This is a genomic window from Actinoplanes sp. NPDC049265 (assembly GCF_043197135.1).
Lineage (GTDB): Bacteria > Actinomycetota > Actinomycetes > Mycobacteriales > Micromonosporaceae > Actinoplanes.
This window is the reverse complement of sequence record NZ_JBICSP010000004.1, coordinates 234,193-252,068: the sequence shown is the minus strand read 5'-3', so window position 1 is coordinate 252,068 and position 17,876 is coordinate 234,193. Positions and strand designations below refer to the sequence as shown.

Genomic DNA, 17,876 nt, shown 5'->3' with positions numbered 1-17,876 from the left:
ACCGGGTCAACGCGGGCCAGTGGCACGTGCTCAACCTGCGTAACCGTGAGCAGATCATCGCCAGCTACCCGTACGGCGGAGACCGCAGTGACATCCCGCTGACCGGTGACTTCGACGGCGACGGGTACGACGACATCGCGCTGTACCGCAAGGGTGCGGGTCAGTGGCACATCATGAGCGTGCACCGCAATGTGCAGATCGCCGGCAGCCTGCCCTACGGCGGGGACCCGTCGGACCGGCCCGTGGTCGCCGACCTCAACGGTGACGGCACCACCGACATCGGTGTCTACCGGGTCAACGCGGGCCAGTGGCACGTGCTCAACCTGCGTAACCGTGAGCAGATCATCGCCAGCTACCCGTACGGCGGAGACCGCAGTGACATCCCGTTGACCGGTGACTTCGACGGCGACGGGTACGACGACATCGCGCTGTACCGCAAGGGTGCGGGTCAGTGGCACATCATGAGCACGCACCGCAACGTGCAGATCGCCGGCAGCCTGCCCTACGGCGGGGACCCGTCGGACCTTCCGATTTCCTGACCGGCTGACCGCATCCCCGGGCGGTGGTGGTCACGGCCGCCGCCGCCCGGGTGCCTTTCGCCGGAACAGCGATCAATGTCCGTCAAAAGGATTGGCCGAGGCAATTATTTACGCATGGCAATGATCCCTGGAAAAATCACCGAATTGACCTTGGGAAAGCGATCATTGGCAAATGTATGACTATTGCTAAAAGCGTTTTTCCAAGCCGTTCGGAGGCTTGACGGCCGACCCGTCGAATGCGAATTTCGAGGAGTCGTCAAAAGGGGGGGGCAAGGATGCGCCTGCTGTGGATCTCGGACAGCCCCTCCACGCCGTCGGGCTTCGCCACCGTCACCCGCGAGGTGTGCCGGCGGCTGCGTGACCGCGGGCACCGGATCGAGATCCTCGGCTGGCAGACACGGGGCGCCGCGACGTGGTGGGAAGGCCTCCCGGTGCATCCCGTACGGCACGATCAGTTCGGCGCCGACGTGCTGCTCGGCTACCTCATGCGGATCCGCCCGGACTACGTGGTGAGCCTGGCCGACGTGTGGTGGATGAGCTTCATGACCGACCCGCAGATCCAGTCCTACCTGGACATGTCCGGAACGCGATGGGTGCACTACTACCCCGTGGACGGCGCGGACCCGGCCGGACGCCTGGCGCCGGGATGGGCCGAGCTGCTCCGGTCGGCCGACGTCCCGATCGCGATGAGCCGCTGGGGCCAGGCGGTCTCGGCGGCCAGCGGAGTGCCGGCCGAGTACATCCCGCACGGTGTCGATCTCGACGTCTTCCGGCCGCCCGCCGACCGGGCCGGGGCCAAGGCGGCGCTCGGTTACACCGACCGGTTCGTGGTCCTTTCCGACGCCCGCAATCAGCCGCGAAAAATGTTGCCACGCACCCTCGATGTGCTGCGGTTGCTGGCCGGCGATCCGCGTTACGGCGACGTGATGTTCCACCTGCACTGCGACCCGCGTGATCCGGCGGCGGAAAGCGAACTCTACGCGTACAGCGTGCTCCATGATCTGGAATTGCTCGGTCTGCTCGATCGGGTGCGGTTCACCGCGGGCTTCGAGATGCGCGCCGACGGCGGCGTCACCATGACCGAGCTGAGCCGTCTCTACCAGGCGGCGGATGTGCACCTGCTCAGCTCGTACGGCGAGGGCTTCGGGTTGCCGACCCTGCAGGCGGCCGCGGCCGGCGTGGTGCCGATAGCCGTCGCCGCGTCGGCCAGCCGCGAACTGGTCGGCACCCACGGTGTCGCCGTCCCGGTGGAATCGACCATGCGCGACGAGTTCGGCCTGGTCCGTACCCTGCTCGACACCCGTGCCGCGGCCACCGCGATCGCCGCGCTGCACGAGGATCCGAGCGAGCTGGCCGATCGGTCCGCCCGGTCCCGTGCCTTCGCGCAGGGCTACAGCTGGGAGGATATCGCCGGCAGCTGGGAACGATGCCTGCGGGCGGCGCCGGCCCGGCGGCGGGCGGTGCGGTCCCGGACGTACGCCTTCGTTGCCGGCGCCGCGCCCGACCCGGCCGTACCGACACCGCTGCGCAGCGCCCTCGCACCCGCGGTGGCCGGGTTGCCGGAAGGCGCCAGCGTCGAGGTACGCGTGACCGAACGGCGGCACGGCGAGGCGGCCGGGCGGATCCGCGTGGCCGCGTTCACCGAGGGCGACGAACTCTCCATCCCGGTCCGGCTGCCACCGCTGCTGCCCGGGGCCCGGCGCGCGCACGTCGGATGGGTGCTGGCCGGCCCGGGCAGCCTCGCCGCGCTGGCGCCGCTGCAGACCGTCTTTCCCGGCACCCGGATCGCCGTGACCACGCCGGCGCTCGACATCACGACCGGTGAACGGCTCCCGCTCGAGGAACTGGTCGCCGCGCTGCCGTCGTACGCACTGGTGGCCGACCACGCCGCGGACGCCTGCCCGGGGCTGGACCTGGCCTGTGCGGTGGTGGGCGTCCCGTACCACGGGCCGAGCCCATGGTGGCCACCGGTGACCGGCGAGGTGGAACCGGACGATGTCAGCGCGTTGCGCCGGCTGCTGACCGATCAGGGGTTCTCCCGGTGGCGGCGGGACATCGCCCGGGCGGCGGCGGCCGACACGGTCCCGGCCGATGTCGTACGGCACTTCGAGGAGCTCGCGGCGCCGGCCCGCGAACAGGTCGGCGCGGTCCGATGAGCGCCGACGCGGGCGGGATCGAGATGTTCTTCGTACGGGCCGTACCCGGTCACACCGACGAGGCACTGGACGCGATCGCCGAACACACCGCCGCCCTGGGCGGCGTCGTCCTGCTCAGCACCGCCGGCGGCGGTCTGGTGGTCGGGCTGCCGCCCGGCCGCAAGGAGGCGTTGCAGGCGCACAGCCTGGTCGGCTTCGCCGGCGGCGTGAGTTTCGCCGACGACGCCCCCGGCCTCCGCGTCCTGCGTCAGCGGTTCGCCCTGAACGCGGCCCGCCAGCTGGCCGAGCGGGGCCGGACCGGCCTGACCGACGCGATCCGCCCCGGTACCGCCGCGAGCCCGGCCGAGACGCCGTGGAGCCGGCGCCTCACCGACCCACGTCACTTCCTCTCGTCCGACCGGCGGGAGTCCCCTGAGAACGCGGAAGGAAATCCGGCATGAGCGTCGGCCAAGACCTCCTCGATGTCCCGTTCCCGCAGATGGTTCAGAACCTGGCCTTCGCCATCGCGCGCGGCCAGCTCGCCCTGGACCGATCCTCGATCGAGACCACCCGTCAGCTGGCGCGGGAAAAGGTCAAGATCATCGAAGAGATCCACGAGACGATCACGCCGTCGTTCGAGTCGGTCAGCCTGACCGTCGACGACGGGCAGGGCGGCACTCGCAACGCCCAGGTGGTGATCACCGGCGCGAAGATCACCTCGGAGTCGACCGACCCGGTGGACTACACCCTGCTGCAGGCCGGGCTGTTCCCCACCTTCTACCAGTTCACCGAATCGGTGATCGAGGTCAAGATGTCGATCTCGCAGAAGACCTCGAGCTCGAGCGAGCTCGAAGCCGGCGCGTCGCTGTCCGTGCAGGGCGGCTTCGGCCCGGTCAGTGTGGCCTTCGCGGCGCACGTCAACTACAAGAACTCCAACACCTACTCCTACTCGGCCGAGGGGTCGAGCCTGCTGCGGACCACGCTCAAGCCGGTGCCGCCACCGAGCCGGCTGACGCCGCGCATCATCACCGTCAACACCCTGCCCATGCTGCAAGGTCAGCCGCCCGTCGTCACCACGGTCTGAGAGGGGCCCGCTGATGACCATCGGCCGCGATCTGCTCGATCTCCCGTTCGCCGAACTCGTCCGCAACCTGGCCGTCGCCATCGCCGACGGTCAGACCGCGCTCGACCGCAACTCCCTGGAAACGCTGAAAGCCCTGGCCGAGGTCCAGGTCGAAGTGCTCAGCGGGGTCACCGAGGTGATCGAGCCGACCATCACCCCGGTCACCGTTGCGGTGCCGGGCGGCGACGCGGGGACCGAGACGGTCCAGGTGACCGGGGCCCGGGTGCGGCCGTCCGGCGTCGAGCGCACCACCATGTCCATGCTGCAGGCCGGGCTGTTCCCGACCTTCTACCAGTTCACCGAGGCGTCGATCGAGGTGAAGATCGCGATCACGATGCACGAGGACTCGGCCAGCGACACCACCGGCTCGACCAGTGCGGCGGCCGGTTTCCTCGGGCTGCGGCCGTCGCGGGCGTACGTGTCCACCGTGGACTACCGGACGCAGAACACCTACAGCTACGACGCCAGCGGATCCAGCGTCCTGCGGGCGACGATGCGACCGGTGCCGCCGCCGAGCCGGCTGCAACCGGCGATCACCACGATCAACACGTTCACCGATCCGCCTACCGTCACGACGGTCTGAACCATGACCGATCCCACCCAGCAGGTCGCGGAACTGCTCTCCGTGCCGCTCGAGCAACTGCTCAGCGCTCTCGGCCGTGGCATCGGCGAGGCGCAGTCGGCCCTGGACCGGCACAGCATCGAGATTCAGCAGATGATCGACGACGACCCGGTGCTCGGCCAGTACGGTCTCACCGCCACCTGGTACCAAATCCCCAGCACCGAACTGGACCTGCGGATCGCCGTCGCGGTGGAACAGCCACCGGAGACCGGCGGCCCGGCGGTGCCGCGGATCTGGGCCCAGCCCGTCAACGCCCGGTACGCCAACCAGTTCGGCTACGACGTCCAAGCCAGCAGCAGCGTGCGGCTGACCGTCGTGCCGGTGCCGCCGCCGGCCGTGGTCACCGCGGTCCGGGCCGTCCACTCGGCCGAGGAGGTGGTGGCGGCCGTGCGGACGAGACTCGTCGATGACGACACCGGTGTCCGCGGCCGGGTCAGCGTCAACTTCAGCCCGCCCGAGCGATCCTGGATCGTCCTGCAGACCGAGGGCGAGGGCACATCGGCGCAGCGGCTCAAACTCCTGCGCGTGGATGACGAGACCCTGACCGTCACCCGCGAGGATCCGGCGGAGGGATGAGCGGATGAACTCTGCGTCGAAAGAAGATCCGAAGGGCGACCGGGGCGAGGATCCCACGCCCGAGGAGCTCAAACTGGAGCTCGCCCGGACCCAGGAACGCCTGGCCGCGACCGAACGGGAACGGGACGGCCTGGCCGAGCGACTGGACCGGCTGGTCGGCAAACAGGAGGAACTGCAGCAGGAGTTCTCCCGCCAGCAGGTCGAGCTGGGCCGGTTGCAGCAGGTGGAAGCGGGCTCGGACGAACTACGGCGGGACCGCGACGCGCTGCGTTCGGAACGCGACGAGGCCCGCGGCCGCGCCGACGATCTGCGACGGGAGATCGACGAAGTGCGCACCGCCATCCCGGAGCAGGTCCGTAGTCAGCTCGACGACACCATCGGGCAGGTCAACCAGGCGCACGCCGACGAGGTGGAGGCACTGCGGGCGGAACGCGAACAGCTCCGTGGCCGGATCACCGAGCTCGAGCAGGGCGCCGAAGACTCGGCGCCGCCGGCGATGACGACCACCGGCCTGGCCGGCCATTTCGCCGACGTGCTGGCCGACCTCGGCAACCGGCCGGCCACCGGTGGCCGTGCCTTCGCGGCCGCCCTGACCGGCCTGAACGTCGAGGCCAAGGGGCTGCTGCGGACCAACGAGCAGGGCGACGTGGAGATCATCGCCGCGCAGCCGGGAACCGCTCCGGCCGAGCAGCTGTCCACCGTCCAGATGGAGCTCAAGCTGCTGCCCCGGCTGCCCGAGACGCCACCGGGAACCTCGTGATGAGCGAAGGGACGCAACGGCTGTCGGCCGCGTTCGTCGAGCAGGCGGTCGCCCGCGGCGTGGCCGGCGAACTCGGCCGCAGCCTGGCGACCCGGCGTGACCTGTTGATCGATCAGGCCGGGGCGACCCGGTTCGAGGTCGAGCGGCTGCGGCGGGTGGTGGCCGGCCAGGCCGCGGAGATCGCCGACCTGCGGGACCGGCTGCGGCAGGCGCAGGAGGTCGCGCGGCGGTTGACCGTGCGGCAGCTGGTCGACGCGGTCACCCAGGCCGTCGTGTCCGGGTCGGCCGACCTCGACGGGTACGCGATCAACGACGCCCACGTGCGGGTACGGGCGGCGGTCGAGTTCGCCGGCGAGGCGGTCACCGTCGTCGCCGACCCGGGCGGGCTGCTCGACGCCGCGAGCCTGTCCTCCTTCGAGATCCGGCTGGCGCCGCTGCCCCCGGTGCCCGGCAGCACGGACTGACCCGTGGCGAACGCGGCCGAACAGCAGGAGGAGCGGCTCCGCGAGCGCCGTGAACGCGAACGTGCGGAGCAGCGCCGGGAGCAGAAGCTCGAGGAGTTGCGGGAGAAGGCGCTGGAGGAGGAGCGCGAGCGGGTCAAGGAGGAACAGCGCCGGGTCGACGCGCTGGAGGAGGCCCGCGCCGAGGCCGCCGGGGAACGACGCCGGGCCGACCGGCACGCGAACACGGTGGCTCGCATCCGGGCCCAGCGGCGGGCCGAACGGGACAGCCGCGAGCGGAACGCCGCCCGCCGAGCGGGACGGCTGGAGAGCACCCGCCGGGCGGCGGCGATCGCCGCCCGCGCGATGCGTGCGGCGCTGCTGTCGGCCACGGAACGGGCCGAGGAGGAGCGCGAGCGCCGTCGACGGGAGGAGTCGGCCGCGGAGCGGCGCGAGGTCCGCGATCAGACCGCCCGCGACGAGCGCCGCGAGCAGCTGCGCGACGAGCAGCGGGGGTCGGCCCGTCAGGAGGAGCGCAGGGAACAGGCGCGGGAGAGGCGTCGGGCGGAGGCGCGTGGGGAGGAGCGCCGGGAGCAGGCCCAGGGTGAGGTGCGGGAGAGGCGTCGGGCGGAGGCGCGTGGGGAGGAGCGCCGGGAACGGGTCCAGGATGAGGCGCGGGAGAGGCGGCGGGACGAGGCGCGCGAGGAGGAACGCCGGGAGCAGGCTCGCGGCGAGCGCCGGGACACGGCCCGGGAACAGCGGCGGCAGTCGGCGCGGGCCGGATCCGGGAGCGCGCCGACCCGGTTGCGCGTGCACGGGCCGCTGCTGCTGGACGAGGCGGATCAGCCGGTCCGGCTGCGTGCCGTGCACGTACCGGGCTTCGACCACGCCGTGCCCGGGCCGGACGGGGACTACGCTCCGGCCGTACCCGAACCGGATCTCGACCTTCTCGTCCGCTGGGGCGTCACGGCGGTGAGCGTGCCGATCGCGCTGGACCACGTCGTCGCGGCCGCACCGGTCCCGGACCCGGACCTCCGGCTGCCCGCGGGCGCCGCCCCGATACCCGCGGAAAGCGACCCGGCCGACGACGGCGCCGCCTACCTGGACGCGCTGGACGCGACCGTGCGGGCCGCCCAGGACCGGGGCCTGTACACCATCGTGCAGCTGGCGACCGTGCGGTCCGGCGGCGACGGGCAGCCGTTGTCGTTCGCCGACTTTCGCCGGTTGTGGCGCGTGGTCGGGCGACGCTGGAGCGACTCGCCCACGGTGCTCTTCGATCTGCTGCGTAACCCGGTCGCCGTCGTTCTCGAACAACCCGGCCCGGCCCGCCCGGACGTGGCCGCGCGACAGTTGCACACCTTCCTGCTGGCCATGCTGGGGGAGCTCCGGGCCGAACATCCGGCGGCGATCGCGATCGCCGGTTTTTTGACCGGTACGGCCGGCTCCCGGCCGCTCAGCTACACCGACGGACGGCCGGCGCCCGGCGTCATCACCGGCTTTCGCCCGGGTGCGCGACCCGAGATCCCGCCGGAGCTGACCACCCTGGCCCGGCGGGTGCCGGTGGCGGTGCTGGGCTGGGCCGCGGGCAACGAGTTCCCGAACGACGCCGTCGGCCGCCGGTTGGCCTCCTCCGGACTGCACTGGGTGGCCGAGGGCTGGCCCGCCGCCGGCACCCTGACGCCGGGGCGCGCCCCGGTCGCCACCGAGGCGGGCCGGGCGGTGCGAACAGCGCTGGCCCAGAGCGATGTTCCGGTCGCGACCGGCACCGGCCGGGACGGTCCGGTCCGCCCGGCGTTGCCGGCGGTGGCCGGGGGAGGCGGTGGTGTCGGGCCGATCAACCGGTTGCTCGCCCAGCTGCTTCTGGGGCAGGTCCCGCCGCTGCCGGCGAACATCGCGCCGGGACCGCCCGGTTCGGCGGAACGGGTCTACCTGCCCGGTGCCGTCACGCTGGAAGGGCGGCTACGCCCGCTGTCCGTCGCCGACCGGGAGCGGCGGATCACCGACCTCCGCACGCCGGTGCTGGCCGACTGGCAGCGGGCGCAGGGCGACGGTTCGCTGGCCATGCTGGGCCGGGTACGCGCGGCCGAGCGTACGGCCCGGGCCGCCGGGCCGCGCGTACCGGCCGACCTGACCGGCGCCGTTCCCCGGTTCTTCCGGCAGGATCTGGATCTGGCCGCGTCGTCCGGCGCCGCGCTCGGACAGGCTCTGCTCACCGGCGCGATCACGGTGGCCGACGCGGCCCGCGGCGCTCGGACGAGCAGCCAGGCGATCGTCGGCCTGCGCAAGGTGCAGGACATCATCCTGCGGTTGCGCGTCGCCCGGGCCGCGGCCACCGCGACCGGCGCCTCCCCGGAACTCGTGCTGGCGCTCTACCGGACCGAGGGAGCGCTGGCCCTGCCGCCGTCCGCGGTCAGCATCGACGCCGGTGTGCCCAGCGGCACCACCGACGCGGTGACCTCGCTGCGGCCCACGCCGGACATCAGCAACCTGGTCTGGCTGGCCGCGGCGGCGCCACTCGCCGCGCGTACCGACGCGTTCGTCATGGCGCTGGCCACCAACTCGTACCTGTTGCAGGTCGCCGGGCTGGACATCCTGGCCGGGGACACGCCGGGCGGGGTCGCCTACCGGGACTTCTCGTACCGGACCTGGAAGGCGGCCGGGGTCGACGACCTGGGCGCCGCCCTGGCCCGCGGGCTGGTGCTGCGGGACGCGGTGACCCTGCGCCGATTCACGCCGCCACCGCCGGCCGTGGCCGCGGTCGCCGCGCCGGTCAAGGATCCTGAGCGGTTCCTCGTGACGGTGCTGGGAGACGGGGTGCAGCTGCTCCGGACCTTCACCGGTACCGAGTGGCTGTTCGGGCCGGGTCCGCTGCCGGCCGGTGCGCCCGCCGTTCTCGACCTGCCGTTCGCGTACCTGCGCTACAACATCGGCACCGATCAGGTCCGGCTGCTGCTGGCCAGCGCGCTGATCGCCGCCGGCGGCACGAGCGGCAACCGGTGGCGGGCCCTGCGCACGCGGATCGCGGCGACGCCCGGGCTGCGTACCCAGCTGAACAATCTCGCCACGGCGGCGGGACCGGTGCGGACCGCGGCCGAGAAGGCCACGGCCGCGACGGCGGTCTGGACGCCGTTACGGCCGTGGTGCCTGACGCCCGGCAACCTCGATCTGTTGCTGGCCTTCGTCTACGAGGCGACCGGCGCCGAGTGGTCCTCGGGGTGGCAGCGGCCGCGCGCCAACGTCGCCCGGTTCCGGCTGCTGCACCACTATTACGGCCTGGTCGTCAATCCTTGAGCCAGACCTCGGTGGCGGAGGCCTGGCCCGGATCGAAGGCCAGCAACGGCAACGGATCCGTGGCCTTCGGTGGGCGATCGGTCGTCATCCAGGGACAGTCCAGACAGGACATGAGATCGAGGCCGTTCCGTACGGTCGACCGCGTCCGATGCCCGCCGCTGCACAGGTTGGTCCAGCCCGGCGGTCCCCACGGCTCGGGCTGTTCGGGGTGCCAGGCGAACGGGGGCTCGTGGATGAACACCTGCTCGCGGCCGTGGATTCGCCGGGCCAGGCGCAGCCCGAGGTCCTGGTCCTCGCCCGCGTGCCGGCCGCAGTACGCGAGGTCGAACCCGCCCGAGGCGATCAGCTCGTCCCGCCGCGCCGCGAACATCCCGGCGTAGCAGCTCTGGTAGAGGTGCCAGCGATTCACGCCGAGTTCGCGCGATCGGCCGGCGCCGGCCGGGGTGTGCACCAGTCGTGCGACGAGTTCCGGGTCGGTGCCGACCGCCGACAGGTCGCGATAGCGGTGATGGCCCCAGACGTAGGCGTCCTCGGCCAGCAACCGGCGACAGGCCGCGACGGTGTCCGCGGCCGGCACCACGTCGTCGTCCAGACCGATGATCCGGGCGCACGGTGACCGCCAGATGCCGATGTTGCGGCGTACCGCGACGTCGTGGTCCCCGATCGGGTAACGGGTGCTCGCGGGCCGCAGCAGCCGCACGGTGAGCCCGAACGCCGGCTGGTCGTCGGGCACCTCGTGGCCGATCAGGGTGACCAGATCGGGGCGGTCGTCGCCGGCCGCCAGGCCCATGAGCAGTCGTGACACCGTCGCCGCGCGACGGGCGGGCACCACCACGTCGATGTCGGTTGCGGCCACGGCGACCTCCTGGACCGAAGCTAATGCCGGCCCGCCGGCCCCGCCATCGGCCGGACGACCGGACTAACACTTAAGAGTGTTGACAGTTATTAACTCATCCATCAGTCTCGATGCATGAGAGCACTGCGCCCTTGGGCGGTGGCCGTCTCGGCCGTAACCGCCCTGCTGGCGGGGATGCTGACCGCCCCCGCCGCCTTCGCCGCCACCGCCACCGAAGCGACCGTGATGGTCGCCTGCAACGCCCCGGCCTGGGCCGAGGGCACCCCGTACGCCGTCGGCGCCCAGGTGACCTTCGGCGGCCGCCTCTACCGGGCCCGGGTCGCGCACACCCCGCCGCCCGGCGCCGGCTGGACCCCGGTCGCCGCCGCGTCGCTGTGGGAGGACCTCGGCGCCTGCGACAGCACCCCGCCGACCGACCCGCCCCCGACCGACCCGCCGCCCACCGACCCCCCGCCCACCACCGACGGCCTGTCGCACGCGCCCTACGTCGACATGGGAGCCTGGCCGACGCCGAGCCTCCCGGCCATGGTCGGCAGCGGCAGCCTCAAGCACGTGACGCTGGCGTTCATCACCGCCTCGGCCTGCAAGGCCATGTGGTTCAACGCCTACGACCCGCGGCAGGGCTGGGCCAAGGACCAGATCGACGCGGTACGCGCCCGCGGCGGCGACGTGAAGATCTCCTTCGGTGGCGCCACCGGCATCGAGCTCGCCCAGGCCTGCGGGAGCGTGTCGGCACTGCAGGCGGAGTATCAGGCCGTCGTCAGCGCGTACAACCTGAAGTACATCGACCTGGACATCGAGGGCAGCGCGACCGCCGATCCGACCTCGGTCAACCGCCGGTCGCAGGCCCTCGCCGCGCTGCAGCGCGCGAACCCGGGGCTGCGGGTCTCCTTCACGCTGCCGGTGCTGCCCGAGGGCCTGACCGCCGACGGGCTGGGCGTGGTCCGTTCGGCCCGCGACGCCGGGGTCAACGTCGACCTGGTCAACGTGATGGCGATGGACTACTACCGCAGTGGTGACTACGGCGACTTCGCGGTGGCCGCGGCCAACTCCACCTTCAACCAGATCAAGTCGCTCTACCCGGGCCGCACCGACGCGCAGGCGTGGAAGATGGTCGGCGTCACGCCGATGCTGGGCCAGAACGACGACGGCCACGTGTACGACCAGAACGACGCCCGGCAGCTGGTGTCCTTCGCCCAGGGACGGCACCTCGGCATGCTGAGCTTCTGGGAGCTGGGCCGGGACGCCAACGCCTGCAGCGGGCCGCTCTACCGGTGCACCAACATCGCGCAGCAGCCGTACGAGTTCAGCCGGATCTTCGCGGGCTACACCGGCTGATCAGGTCTTCGCGGGACCCGTCGACGCGCCGATCACCAGACGACCGGTGGCCAGCGTCGGCGGGACCGGGAAGCCGCCCAGGTGTTTGAGCAGGGCCTCGACGCCGAGGGCGCCCAGCTCGGTGCCGGGGGTGGTGACAGTGGTCAGATTGGGCGTGGACATCGCGGCCACGTTGGCCGTGCTGTACATCGACATCACCGAGATGTCGCCGGGTACCGACCGGCCGCGCTGGATGAGCTCGGCGGTCAGTCCCGGGGCGGGCAGTTCCTTCATGACGATCACGGCGGTGGTGTCCGGGTGGGCGGCGAGCAGGCGTCCGGCCGCCGCCCGGCCGTCGACCACGGTCTGGCCGCAGACCATGACGATCGGATCGAGGCCCCACTCGGCCATCAGCCGGCGGTACGCCGCCTCGGTGCGCACGTACGGGCCGTACCCGTACAGGTGGCCGTCCTCGGGATCGCCGTTGACCAGCACGATGCGCCGGTGGCCGAGCCCGGTCAGGTGGTCGAAGGCGAGCCTGACCGACTCGTCGAAGTCGATGTCCACGTACGGCAGCGTGGTGCTGTCCCCGGTCCGGCCGATCAGCGCGACCGGTACACCGAGCTTGCCCAAGGCCTCCACCCGCGGATCGTCGACCCGGACGTCCATCAGCACGACGCCGTCGACCAGACCCTGCTCGGCGAAGGTGGCGAGTTCCGGCCCGTCGTCGTCGACCGGCCACACCACGAGGTTGTGGTCGCGGTCGGAGGCGGCTCGCGCGGCGCCGATGATGAAGTGCCGCGCCGACGGCGACTCGTGCTCGTCGCTGAACGGGTAGGCCAGCGCGATGATCCGGGACCGGCGGCTGGCCAGGGCCCGGGCCACCGGGTTGCGGCGGAACTTGAGCTCGGCCATCGCCTGCTCGATGCGCTGGGTGGTGTCGGGGGTCAGCGGCTTGGTGTCGTTCAGGTAATACGACACGGTCGCGGAGGAAACGCCGGCCGCCCGGGCCACGTCGCGAATAGTCGCCGCCATGCACCGCAGCATACGACAGGGTTATCCGGTTAACCCCACCCTTGACAGGCAAGATTGTGACGGCGCACACTCCCACCACTGGTGATCCGGTTAACCACTTCGTCACAAAGGCGCCGGATCAGTCAACAAGGTTATCCGGTTCACCTTAAGGGGAAACAGTTGTCATGAAGCGCCTCGTGGCCGCGGCCGCGCTGCTGACCGTCGTACCGCTGACCCTCGCCGCGTGCGGTGGATCGGACGACGACGGCGGCGACGCCGGAGCGAAGGTCGACAGCCTGACCGTGCTCGACTACTACAACGACGAGCCCGCCAAGACCCAGATCGGCGACATGCTCAGCGCCTGCGGCACCTCCATCGGTGTCGCGAAAGTCGACCACCAGTCGATTCCCGGCCCGACCCTGATTCAGAAAGTGCTCCAGCAGGCGTCCTCGAAGACGATGCCGGACGTGCTGATGCTCGACAATCCCGACATCCAGCAGATCGCCGCCACCGGCGCGCTCGCCCCGCTCTCGGACTTCGGCCTCAACGCCGACGGTTTCGCCCCGGGCCCGGTCGCCGCGGCCACCTACCAGGGCAAGCTGTACGCGCTGCAGCCCGGCGCCAACACGATCGCCATCTTCTACAACAAGGACATCCTGTCCGCGGCCGGCGTGCAGCCCCCCACGACCTGGGACGAGCTGAAGACCGCGGCCAAGAAGCTGACCAAGGGCAGCCAGTACGGCTTCGCGTTCAACGCCACCGCCGACTACGAGGGCGCCTGGCAGTTCCTGCCGCCGATGTGGACCAACGGCGGCGACGAGACCCAGCTCAAGACGCCGCAGGTGGCTCAGGCGCTGCAGCTGTGGAAGGACCTGGTCGCCGACGGCTCGGCCTCCAAGAGCGTCGTCAACTGGACCCAGGCCGACGTCAACGACCAGTTCATCGCCAAGAAGGCGGCGATGATGCTGAACGGCCCGTGGCAGATCCCGACCATCGAGAAGTCGAAGGTCGACTACGGCGTGGTGCCGTTCCCGGTCAACCAGGCCGGCCAGACGTCGACCGCGCCCCTCGGCGGTGAGGCGTGGTCGGTGCCGCTGACCGCGAGCGAGGCCAAGATGAAGAAGGCGGCCGAGCTGGTCGCGTGCATGAACACCGACGACAACCAGCTCAAGCGGGCCAAGGAGGGCGGCATCGTGCCGACCAAGCTGGCCCTGGCCGACAAGTACAAGGCCGAGAACCCGACGATGGTCGGCTTCGTCGACCCGGTCGCCAAGGCCCGGTCCCGCACCGGCAAGCTCGGCGAGAAGTGGCCCGACCAGGCGAAGATCATCTACACCGGCGTGCAGCAGGTGCTGACCGGGCAGGCCGCCCCGGCCGACGCGATGGCCAAGGCGGGCGCGAGCTGATGCGGAAGGAGGCGATCGCCAAGGTTCTGTTCGTCGTACCGGCCGCCTTGGCGATCGTGTTCCTGTTCGGCTATCCGGTCGTCAAGAACGCGGTGATGAGCTTCCAGGACTACGGTCTGCGGACGTTCTTCACCGGCCAGGCCGACTGGATCGGGTTCGACAACTACGTGGCCGTGACCGGGGAGCACGTGTTCGGTAAGGCGGTCGTCAACACCGCCCTGTTCACCCTCGGCTCGCTGGTCGGGCAGTTCGTCATCGGCATGCTGCTGGCGCTGTTCTTCAAGAAGAACTTCCCGCTCAACGGAGTGCTGCGGGCCCTGTTTCTGCTGCCCTGGCTGCTGCCGCTGATCGTCGGCAGCGTGGCCTGGCGGGCCATCCTCGAACAGGACAGCGGCGTCGCCAACGCGCTGCTGCAGGGCCTGGGCATCGTCGACACGCCGGTGCCCTGGCTCACCTCGCCCAGCGTGGCCCTGATCTCGGTCATCCTGGTCAACATCTGGCTGGGCATCCCGTTCAACCTGACCCTGCTCTACAGCGGGCTGCAGGACATCCCGGACGAGCTCTACGAGGCCGGGGCGATCGACGGCGCCAACGGCTGGAAGGCGTTCTGGTATATCACCTGGCCGCAGCTGCGGGCCGTCGTCAGCATCACGCTGATGCTCGGCGTGATCTACACGCTCAAGGTGCTGGACATCATCCTCGGCCTGACCAAGGGCGGGCCGGCCGACGCCACCCAGACCATCGCGCTGCAGTCGTACCAGCACTCGTTCGTCACGTTCAAGTTCGGGCAGGGCGCGGCGCTGAGCAACATCCTGATCGTCGTCTCGCTGATGTTCGCGGTCGTCTACCTGCGCGTCAACCGGCGCCGAATCGACGAGTAGGGGGAGTGATGGTCAGGAGAAGGATCCGTACCGCGGTCGCGATCGTGCTGCTCGCCCTGATGCTCTTCCCGGTCTACTGGATGCTGAACATCTCGCTGTCTCCCTCCGGAGGAGCACTGCCGGACTCGTTCTTCCCCACCCATCCGAGCCTTGACGGGTACGCCACGGCGATCCGTGACCAGGGCGCCAATCTGGTCACCAGTCTGATCGTGGCGTTCGGAACGGTGCTCGTGACGCTGGTGATCGCCGCGCCGGCCGCGTACGCCCTGGCGCAGTTCCGCTTCCGGTGGATCAACTGGGCGCTGCTGACCATCCTGATCTGCCAGATGATCCCGGGCATCGTGATCGCCAACGCGCTCTACACGCTGTTCGAGAGCATGGGGCTGCTGAACAGCATCCCGGGACTGATCATCGCCAACACGACCAACGCGATCCCGTTCGGCGTACTCATCATGAGATCGTTCATGCTGAGCATCCCGTCGTCGATCGTCGAGGCGGCGCGGGTCGACGGCGCCGGACTGGTTCGCGCCTTCGTGTCGATCGTGGTGCCGATCAGTCGCAACTCGCTGATCACGGTCGGGCTGTTCGCCTTCCTGTTCGCGTGGAGCGACTTCCTCTTCGCGCTGACCATGTCGACCAAGGGCACCATCACGCCGGTGACCCTGGGCATCTTCACCTATCTGGGCGCGCACGTGTCCAACTGGAACGCGGTCATGGCCAGCGCCATGCTCGCCTCCATCCCGGCGATCATCCTGCTGGTCATCGCCCAGCGCTACATCGCCGCCGGGGCCACCGGCGGCTCGGTCAAATAGCCCAGTGGTTTGGGTTTTGGTTTGGGGTTTTGGGGTTTTGGGGTTTTGGGGCGCAACCCATTGCGCACGTGGAGCGAAGCGACCCTCGGCGGGAGCGACGGTCTGTATCACCCACCCCGCTACGACATGAATGTCAAAGGTTCTTGAGAAGGCTGTCCGCGACACCTACGAACACGAAGGATGCACCGTGACCGACAACACCCTGCGCGTCCTGGTCTGGGGCGAGAACCGCCACGAGCAGATCGAGCAGCACGTCCGGGACATCTACCCGGAGGGCATGCACACGACGATCGCGGCGGGCATCGCGGAGAACCTAGGCGACACGGCCCGGGTGTCGACGACCACATTGGACGAACCGGAGCACGGGCTGTCCGCCGAGGTGCTGGCCGACACCGACGTGCTCGTCTGGTGGGGACACGCGGCCCACGACGAGGTGTCCGACGAGGTGGTCGACCGGGTCCACCGGCACGTGCTGTCGGGGCTGGGCCTGGTCGTGCTGCATTCGGGTCACTGGTCCAAGATCTTCGGCAAGCTGATGGGTACGAGCTGCACCCTGCGCTGGCGCAGCGAGCAGGATCGGGAACTCGTGTGGACGGTCAACCCGACGCACCCGATCGCGCGCGGCGTACCCCACCCGATCGTCATCGACCAGCAGGAGATGTACGGCGAGTTCTTCGACATCCCGGCCCCGGACGAGCTGATCTTTCTCTCCACCTTCAGTGGCGGTGAGGTGTTCCGGTCGGGCTGCACGTTCCGCCGCGGCCACGGCAAGATCTTCTTCTTCTCGCCCGGCGACCAGGACTATCCGGTCTACCACCACAGGGACGTGCGCCGGGTGATCGCGAACGGCGTCCAGTGGGTGCGCACCGATCTGCCCGCGCGCAAGATTCCCACCCTGCTGCGGTACGAGACCGGCGACTTCTTCACCGGCCACGGCTACACCGGTCCGATCGATGCCTGAGGTCGTACGCCTGATCCAGGTCGGCGCCGGCTCGATGGGCCGGGCCTGGCTGGACGCGATCCGGGCCGATCCCGGCGTCGAGCTGGCCGGCCTGGTCGACCTCGACGCCGAGGTGGCCCGGCGTGCGGCGGCCGACCACGGTTTCACCGGGGGTTCGGCGGCCGAATCCGGCGTCGACCGGGGGGCCGCGACCGGCCACGGACCCGCTGAGGTCGTGATCGGCACCGATCTGGCCGCGGTCATCGCCGCGGCCCGGCCGGACGCGTTGGTCAACGTGACAGTGCCGGAGGCGCACCGGGCGACCACTGTCACGGCGCTGGAGGCAGGCCTGCCGGTGCTGTGCGAGAAGCCGATGGCGCCCACGGTCGCGGAGGCCCGGGCCATGGTCGACGCGGCCGAGCGGACCGGGCGGCTGCTGATGGTGTCGCAGTCCCGGCGTTACTCACCGCAGGTCGCGGCGTTCCGGCGGCTGATCGCCCGGATCGGCCCGATCGGCACGCTGAACTGCCAGTTCTTCAAGGCGCCGCACTTCGGCGGGTTCCGCGAGGAGATGGCCGAACCGCTGCTGCTGGACATGGCGATCCACCAGTTCGACCTGGCCCGGCTGCTCACCGGGGCCGACCCGCTGACCGTCGGGTGCGACAGCTACAACCCGCCGTGGAGCTGGTTCGCCGGCAACGCGGCCGCCGAGGCCACGTTCGTGCTGGCCGGCGGGATCCGGTTCACGTTCAGCGGCAGCTGGTGCGCGCCGGGCCAGGAGACGTCGTGGAACGGGTCGTGGCGGGTGGCCGGCGAGCACGGCACCGTGACGTGGGACGGCGACAACGCGCCGGTGGCGGAGCTGGCCGACGGCAGCACCGCGGTGGCCGAGCTCGGGGGCGAGCCGGAGGGGATCGCGGGTTCGCTGGCCGAGTTCACCCGTTGCGTCCGCGCCGGTGACCGGCCGGACTCGGCCGCCGCCCGCAACATCGTCAGCCTGGCCATGGTCGAGGCGGCGGTCCGCTCGGCGGCCGAGGGGCGGCCGGTCGCGATCGCGGACGTCCTGACCCCGACGACGGATATGTGATTATTGCTCGTCTTGGTACTTTTTGCGGCTTAGGCTCGGGAAGAAATCCGTCCGAGCTTTCGCCGCGAGGTGCGCCG

General features: G+C 70.7%; 17 protein-coding genes. 15 read left to right on the top strand and 2 right to left on the bottom strand.

The genetic code is table 11. The features are described from left to right. From ACGFIO_RS13250 to ACGFIO_RS13210, 9 genes are all read left to right on the top strand, one after another. The coding region (locus tag ACGFIO_RS13250; protein ID WP_392825971.1) for an FG-GAP-like repeat-containing protein at positions 1-539 on the top strand (539 nt) is incomplete at its 5' end. A 275-nt stretch (positions 540-814) separates the two neighbouring features. Continuing rightward, positions 815-2,695, top strand: coding sequence for a glycosyltransferase family 4 protein (locus tag ACGFIO_RS13245; RefSeq protein ID WP_392825969.1), 1,881 nt, complete (start codon positions 815-817; stop codon positions 2,693-2,695). After that, complete coding sequence (locus ACGFIO_RS13240; protein WP_392825967.1) at positions 2,692-3,135, top strand: hypothetical protein; 444 nt, start codon at positions 2,692-2,694, stop codon at positions 3,133-3,135. Before ACGFIO_RS13245 ends, ACGFIO_RS13240 begins: the two co-directional genes overlap by 4 nt. Beyond that, positions 3,132-3,758: a hypothetical protein gene (locus tag ACGFIO_RS13235; RefSeq protein ID WP_392825964.1), complete on the top strand. Its 627-nt coding sequence runs from the start codon at positions 3,132-3,134 to the stop codon at positions 3,756-3,758. Before ACGFIO_RS13240 ends, ACGFIO_RS13235 begins: the two co-directional genes overlap by 4 nt. Before the next feature lie 13 nt (positions 3,759-3,771). Continuing rightward, complete coding sequence (locus ACGFIO_RS13230) at positions 3,772-4,380, top strand: hypothetical protein (RefSeq protein WP_392825962.1); 609 nt, start codon at positions 3,772-3,774, stop codon at positions 4,378-4,380. A 3-nt stretch (positions 4,381-4,383) separates the two neighbouring features. Beyond that, on the top strand, positions 4,384-4,995 hold the full coding sequence (locus ACGFIO_RS13225; protein WP_392825959.1) for a hypothetical protein: 612 nt from the start codon (positions 4,384-4,386) through the stop codon (positions 4,993-4,995). Positions 4,996-4,999: 4 nt separating this feature from the next. After that, complete coding sequence (locus ACGFIO_RS13220) at positions 5,000-5,755, top strand: hypothetical protein (RefSeq protein WP_392825957.1); 756 nt, start codon at positions 5,000-5,002, stop codon at positions 5,753-5,755. Next, a complete protein-coding gene (locus ACGFIO_RS13215; RefSeq protein ID WP_392825955.1) occupies positions 5,755-6,219 on the top strand; it encodes a hypothetical protein in 465 nt (154 codons plus the stop codon). Before ACGFIO_RS13220 ends, ACGFIO_RS13215 begins: the two co-directional genes overlap by 1 nt. Before the next feature lie 3 nt (positions 6,220-6,222). After that, complete coding sequence (locus ACGFIO_RS13210; RefSeq protein ID WP_392825953.1) at positions 6,223-9,486, top strand: hypothetical protein; 3,264 nt, start codon at positions 6,223-6,225, stop codon at positions 9,484-9,486. On the opposite strand, the gene ACGFIO_RS13205 is transcribed toward ACGFIO_RS13210, so the two are convergent. Continuing rightward, positions 9,476-10,342: a hypothetical protein gene (locus ACGFIO_RS13205; RefSeq protein WP_392825951.1), complete on the bottom strand. Its 867-nt coding sequence runs from the start codon at positions 10,340-10,342 to the stop codon at positions 9,476-9,478. The two genes, ACGFIO_RS13210 and ACGFIO_RS13205, sit on opposite strands and share 11 nt — an antisense overlap. A gap of 114 nt (positions 10,343-10,456) precedes the next feature. On the opposite strand from ACGFIO_RS13205, the gene ACGFIO_RS13200 reads away from it, so the two are divergent. Further along, complete coding sequence (locus tag ACGFIO_RS13200) at positions 10,457-11,680, top strand: carbohydrate-binding protein (protein WP_392825949.1); 1,224 nt, start codon at positions 10,457-10,459, stop codon at positions 11,678-11,680. On the opposite strand, the gene ACGFIO_RS13195 is transcribed toward ACGFIO_RS13200, so the two are convergent. Next, positions 11,681-12,694 carry a LacI family DNA-binding transcriptional regulator gene (locus ACGFIO_RS13195; RefSeq protein WP_392825946.1) on the bottom strand — a complete coding sequence of 338 codons (1,014 nt, stop codon included), beginning with the start codon at positions 12,692-12,694 and terminating at the stop codon, positions 11,681-11,683. A gap of 164 nt (positions 12,695-12,858) precedes the next feature. Here ACGFIO_RS13195 and ACGFIO_RS13190 point away from each other — a divergent pair, with 164 nt between their 5' ends. From ACGFIO_RS13190 to ACGFIO_RS13170, 5 genes are all read left to right on the top strand, one after another. Further along, positions 12,859-14,079 (top strand): extracellular solute-binding protein, encoded by a 1,221-nt coding sequence (locus ACGFIO_RS13190; protein ID WP_392825943.1) that lies wholly within the window; start codon positions 12,859-12,861, stop codon positions 14,077-14,079. Further along, a complete protein-coding gene (locus ACGFIO_RS13185; RefSeq protein WP_392825941.1) occupies positions 14,079-14,960 on the top strand; it encodes a carbohydrate ABC transporter permease in 882 nt (293 codons plus the stop codon). The genes ACGFIO_RS13190 and ACGFIO_RS13185 overlap by 1 nt, the downstream gene beginning before the upstream one ends. A gap of 8 nt (positions 14,961-14,968) precedes the next feature. After that, positions 14,969-15,772 carry a carbohydrate ABC transporter permease gene (locus ACGFIO_RS13180; RefSeq protein ID WP_392825938.1) on the top strand — a complete coding sequence of 268 codons (804 nt, stop codon included), beginning with the start codon at positions 14,969-14,971 and terminating at the stop codon, positions 15,770-15,772. 187 nt (positions 15,773-15,959) lie between these two features. Beyond that, positions 15,960-16,733 carry a ThuA domain-containing protein gene (locus ACGFIO_RS13175; RefSeq protein WP_392825937.1) on the top strand — a complete coding sequence of 258 codons (774 nt, stop codon included), beginning with the start codon at positions 15,960-15,962 and terminating at the stop codon, positions 16,731-16,733. Beyond that, positions 16,726-17,799 (top strand): Gfo/Idh/MocA family protein, encoded by a 1,074-nt coding sequence (locus ACGFIO_RS13170; RefSeq protein WP_392825934.1) that lies wholly within the window; start codon positions 16,726-16,728, stop codon positions 17,797-17,799. The genes ACGFIO_RS13175 and ACGFIO_RS13170 overlap by 8 nt, the downstream gene beginning before the upstream one ends. The last annotated feature ends 77 nt before the right edge of the window (positions 17,800-17,876 follow it).

Excerpts from the sequence above, each read along its gene's own strand:
- ACGFIO_RS13245 (WP_392825969.1), top strand. The coding sequence starts at position 815 with ATGCGCCTGCTGTGGATCTCGGACAGCCCCTCCACGCCGTCGGGCTTC.
- ACGFIO_RS13240 (WP_392825967.1), top strand. The coding sequence starts at position 2,692 with ATGAGCGCCGACGCGGGCGGGATCGAGATGTTCTTCGTACGGGCCGTA.
- ACGFIO_RS13235 (WP_392825964.1), top strand. The coding sequence starts at position 3,132 with ATGAGCGTCGGCCAAGACCTCCTCGATGTCCCGTTCCCGCAGATGGTT.
- ACGFIO_RS13230 (WP_392825962.1), top strand. The coding sequence starts at position 3,772 with ATGACCATCGGCCGCGATCTGCTCGATCTCCCGTTCGCCGAACTCGTC.
- ACGFIO_RS13225 (WP_392825959.1), top strand. The coding sequence starts at position 4,384 with ATGACCGATCCCACCCAGCAGGTCGCGGAACTGCTCTCCGTGCCGCTC.
- ACGFIO_RS13220 (WP_392825957.1), top strand. The coding sequence starts at position 5,000 with ATGAACTCTGCGTCGAAAGAAGATCCGAAGGGCGACCGGGGCGAGGAT.
- ACGFIO_RS13215 (WP_392825955.1), top strand. The coding sequence starts at position 5,755 with ATGAGCGAAGGGACGCAACGGCTGTCGGCCGCGTTCGTCGAGCAGGCG.
- ACGFIO_RS13200 (WP_392825949.1), top strand. The coding sequence starts at position 10,457 with ATGAGAGCACTGCGCCCTTGGGCGGTGGCCGTCTCGGCCGTAACCGCC.
- ACGFIO_RS13195 (WP_392825946.1), bottom strand. The coding sequence starts at position 12,694 with ATGGCGGCGACTATTCGCGACGTGGCCCGGGCGGCCGGCGTTTCCTCC.
- ACGFIO_RS13190 (WP_392825943.1), top strand. The coding sequence starts at position 12,859 with ATGAAGCGCCTCGTGGCCGCGGCCGCGCTGCTGACCGTCGTACCGCTG.
- ACGFIO_RS13185 (WP_392825941.1), top strand. The coding sequence starts at position 14,079 with ATGCGGAAGGAGGCGATCGCCAAGGTTCTGTTCGTCGTACCGGCCGCC.
- ACGFIO_RS13180 (WP_392825938.1), top strand. The coding sequence starts at position 14,969 with ATGGTCAGGAGAAGGATCCGTACCGCGGTCGCGATCGTGCTGCTCGCC.
- ACGFIO_RS13170 (WP_392825934.1), top strand. The coding sequence starts at position 16,726 with ATGCCTGAGGTCGTACGCCTGATCCAGGTCGGCGCCGGCTCGATGGGC.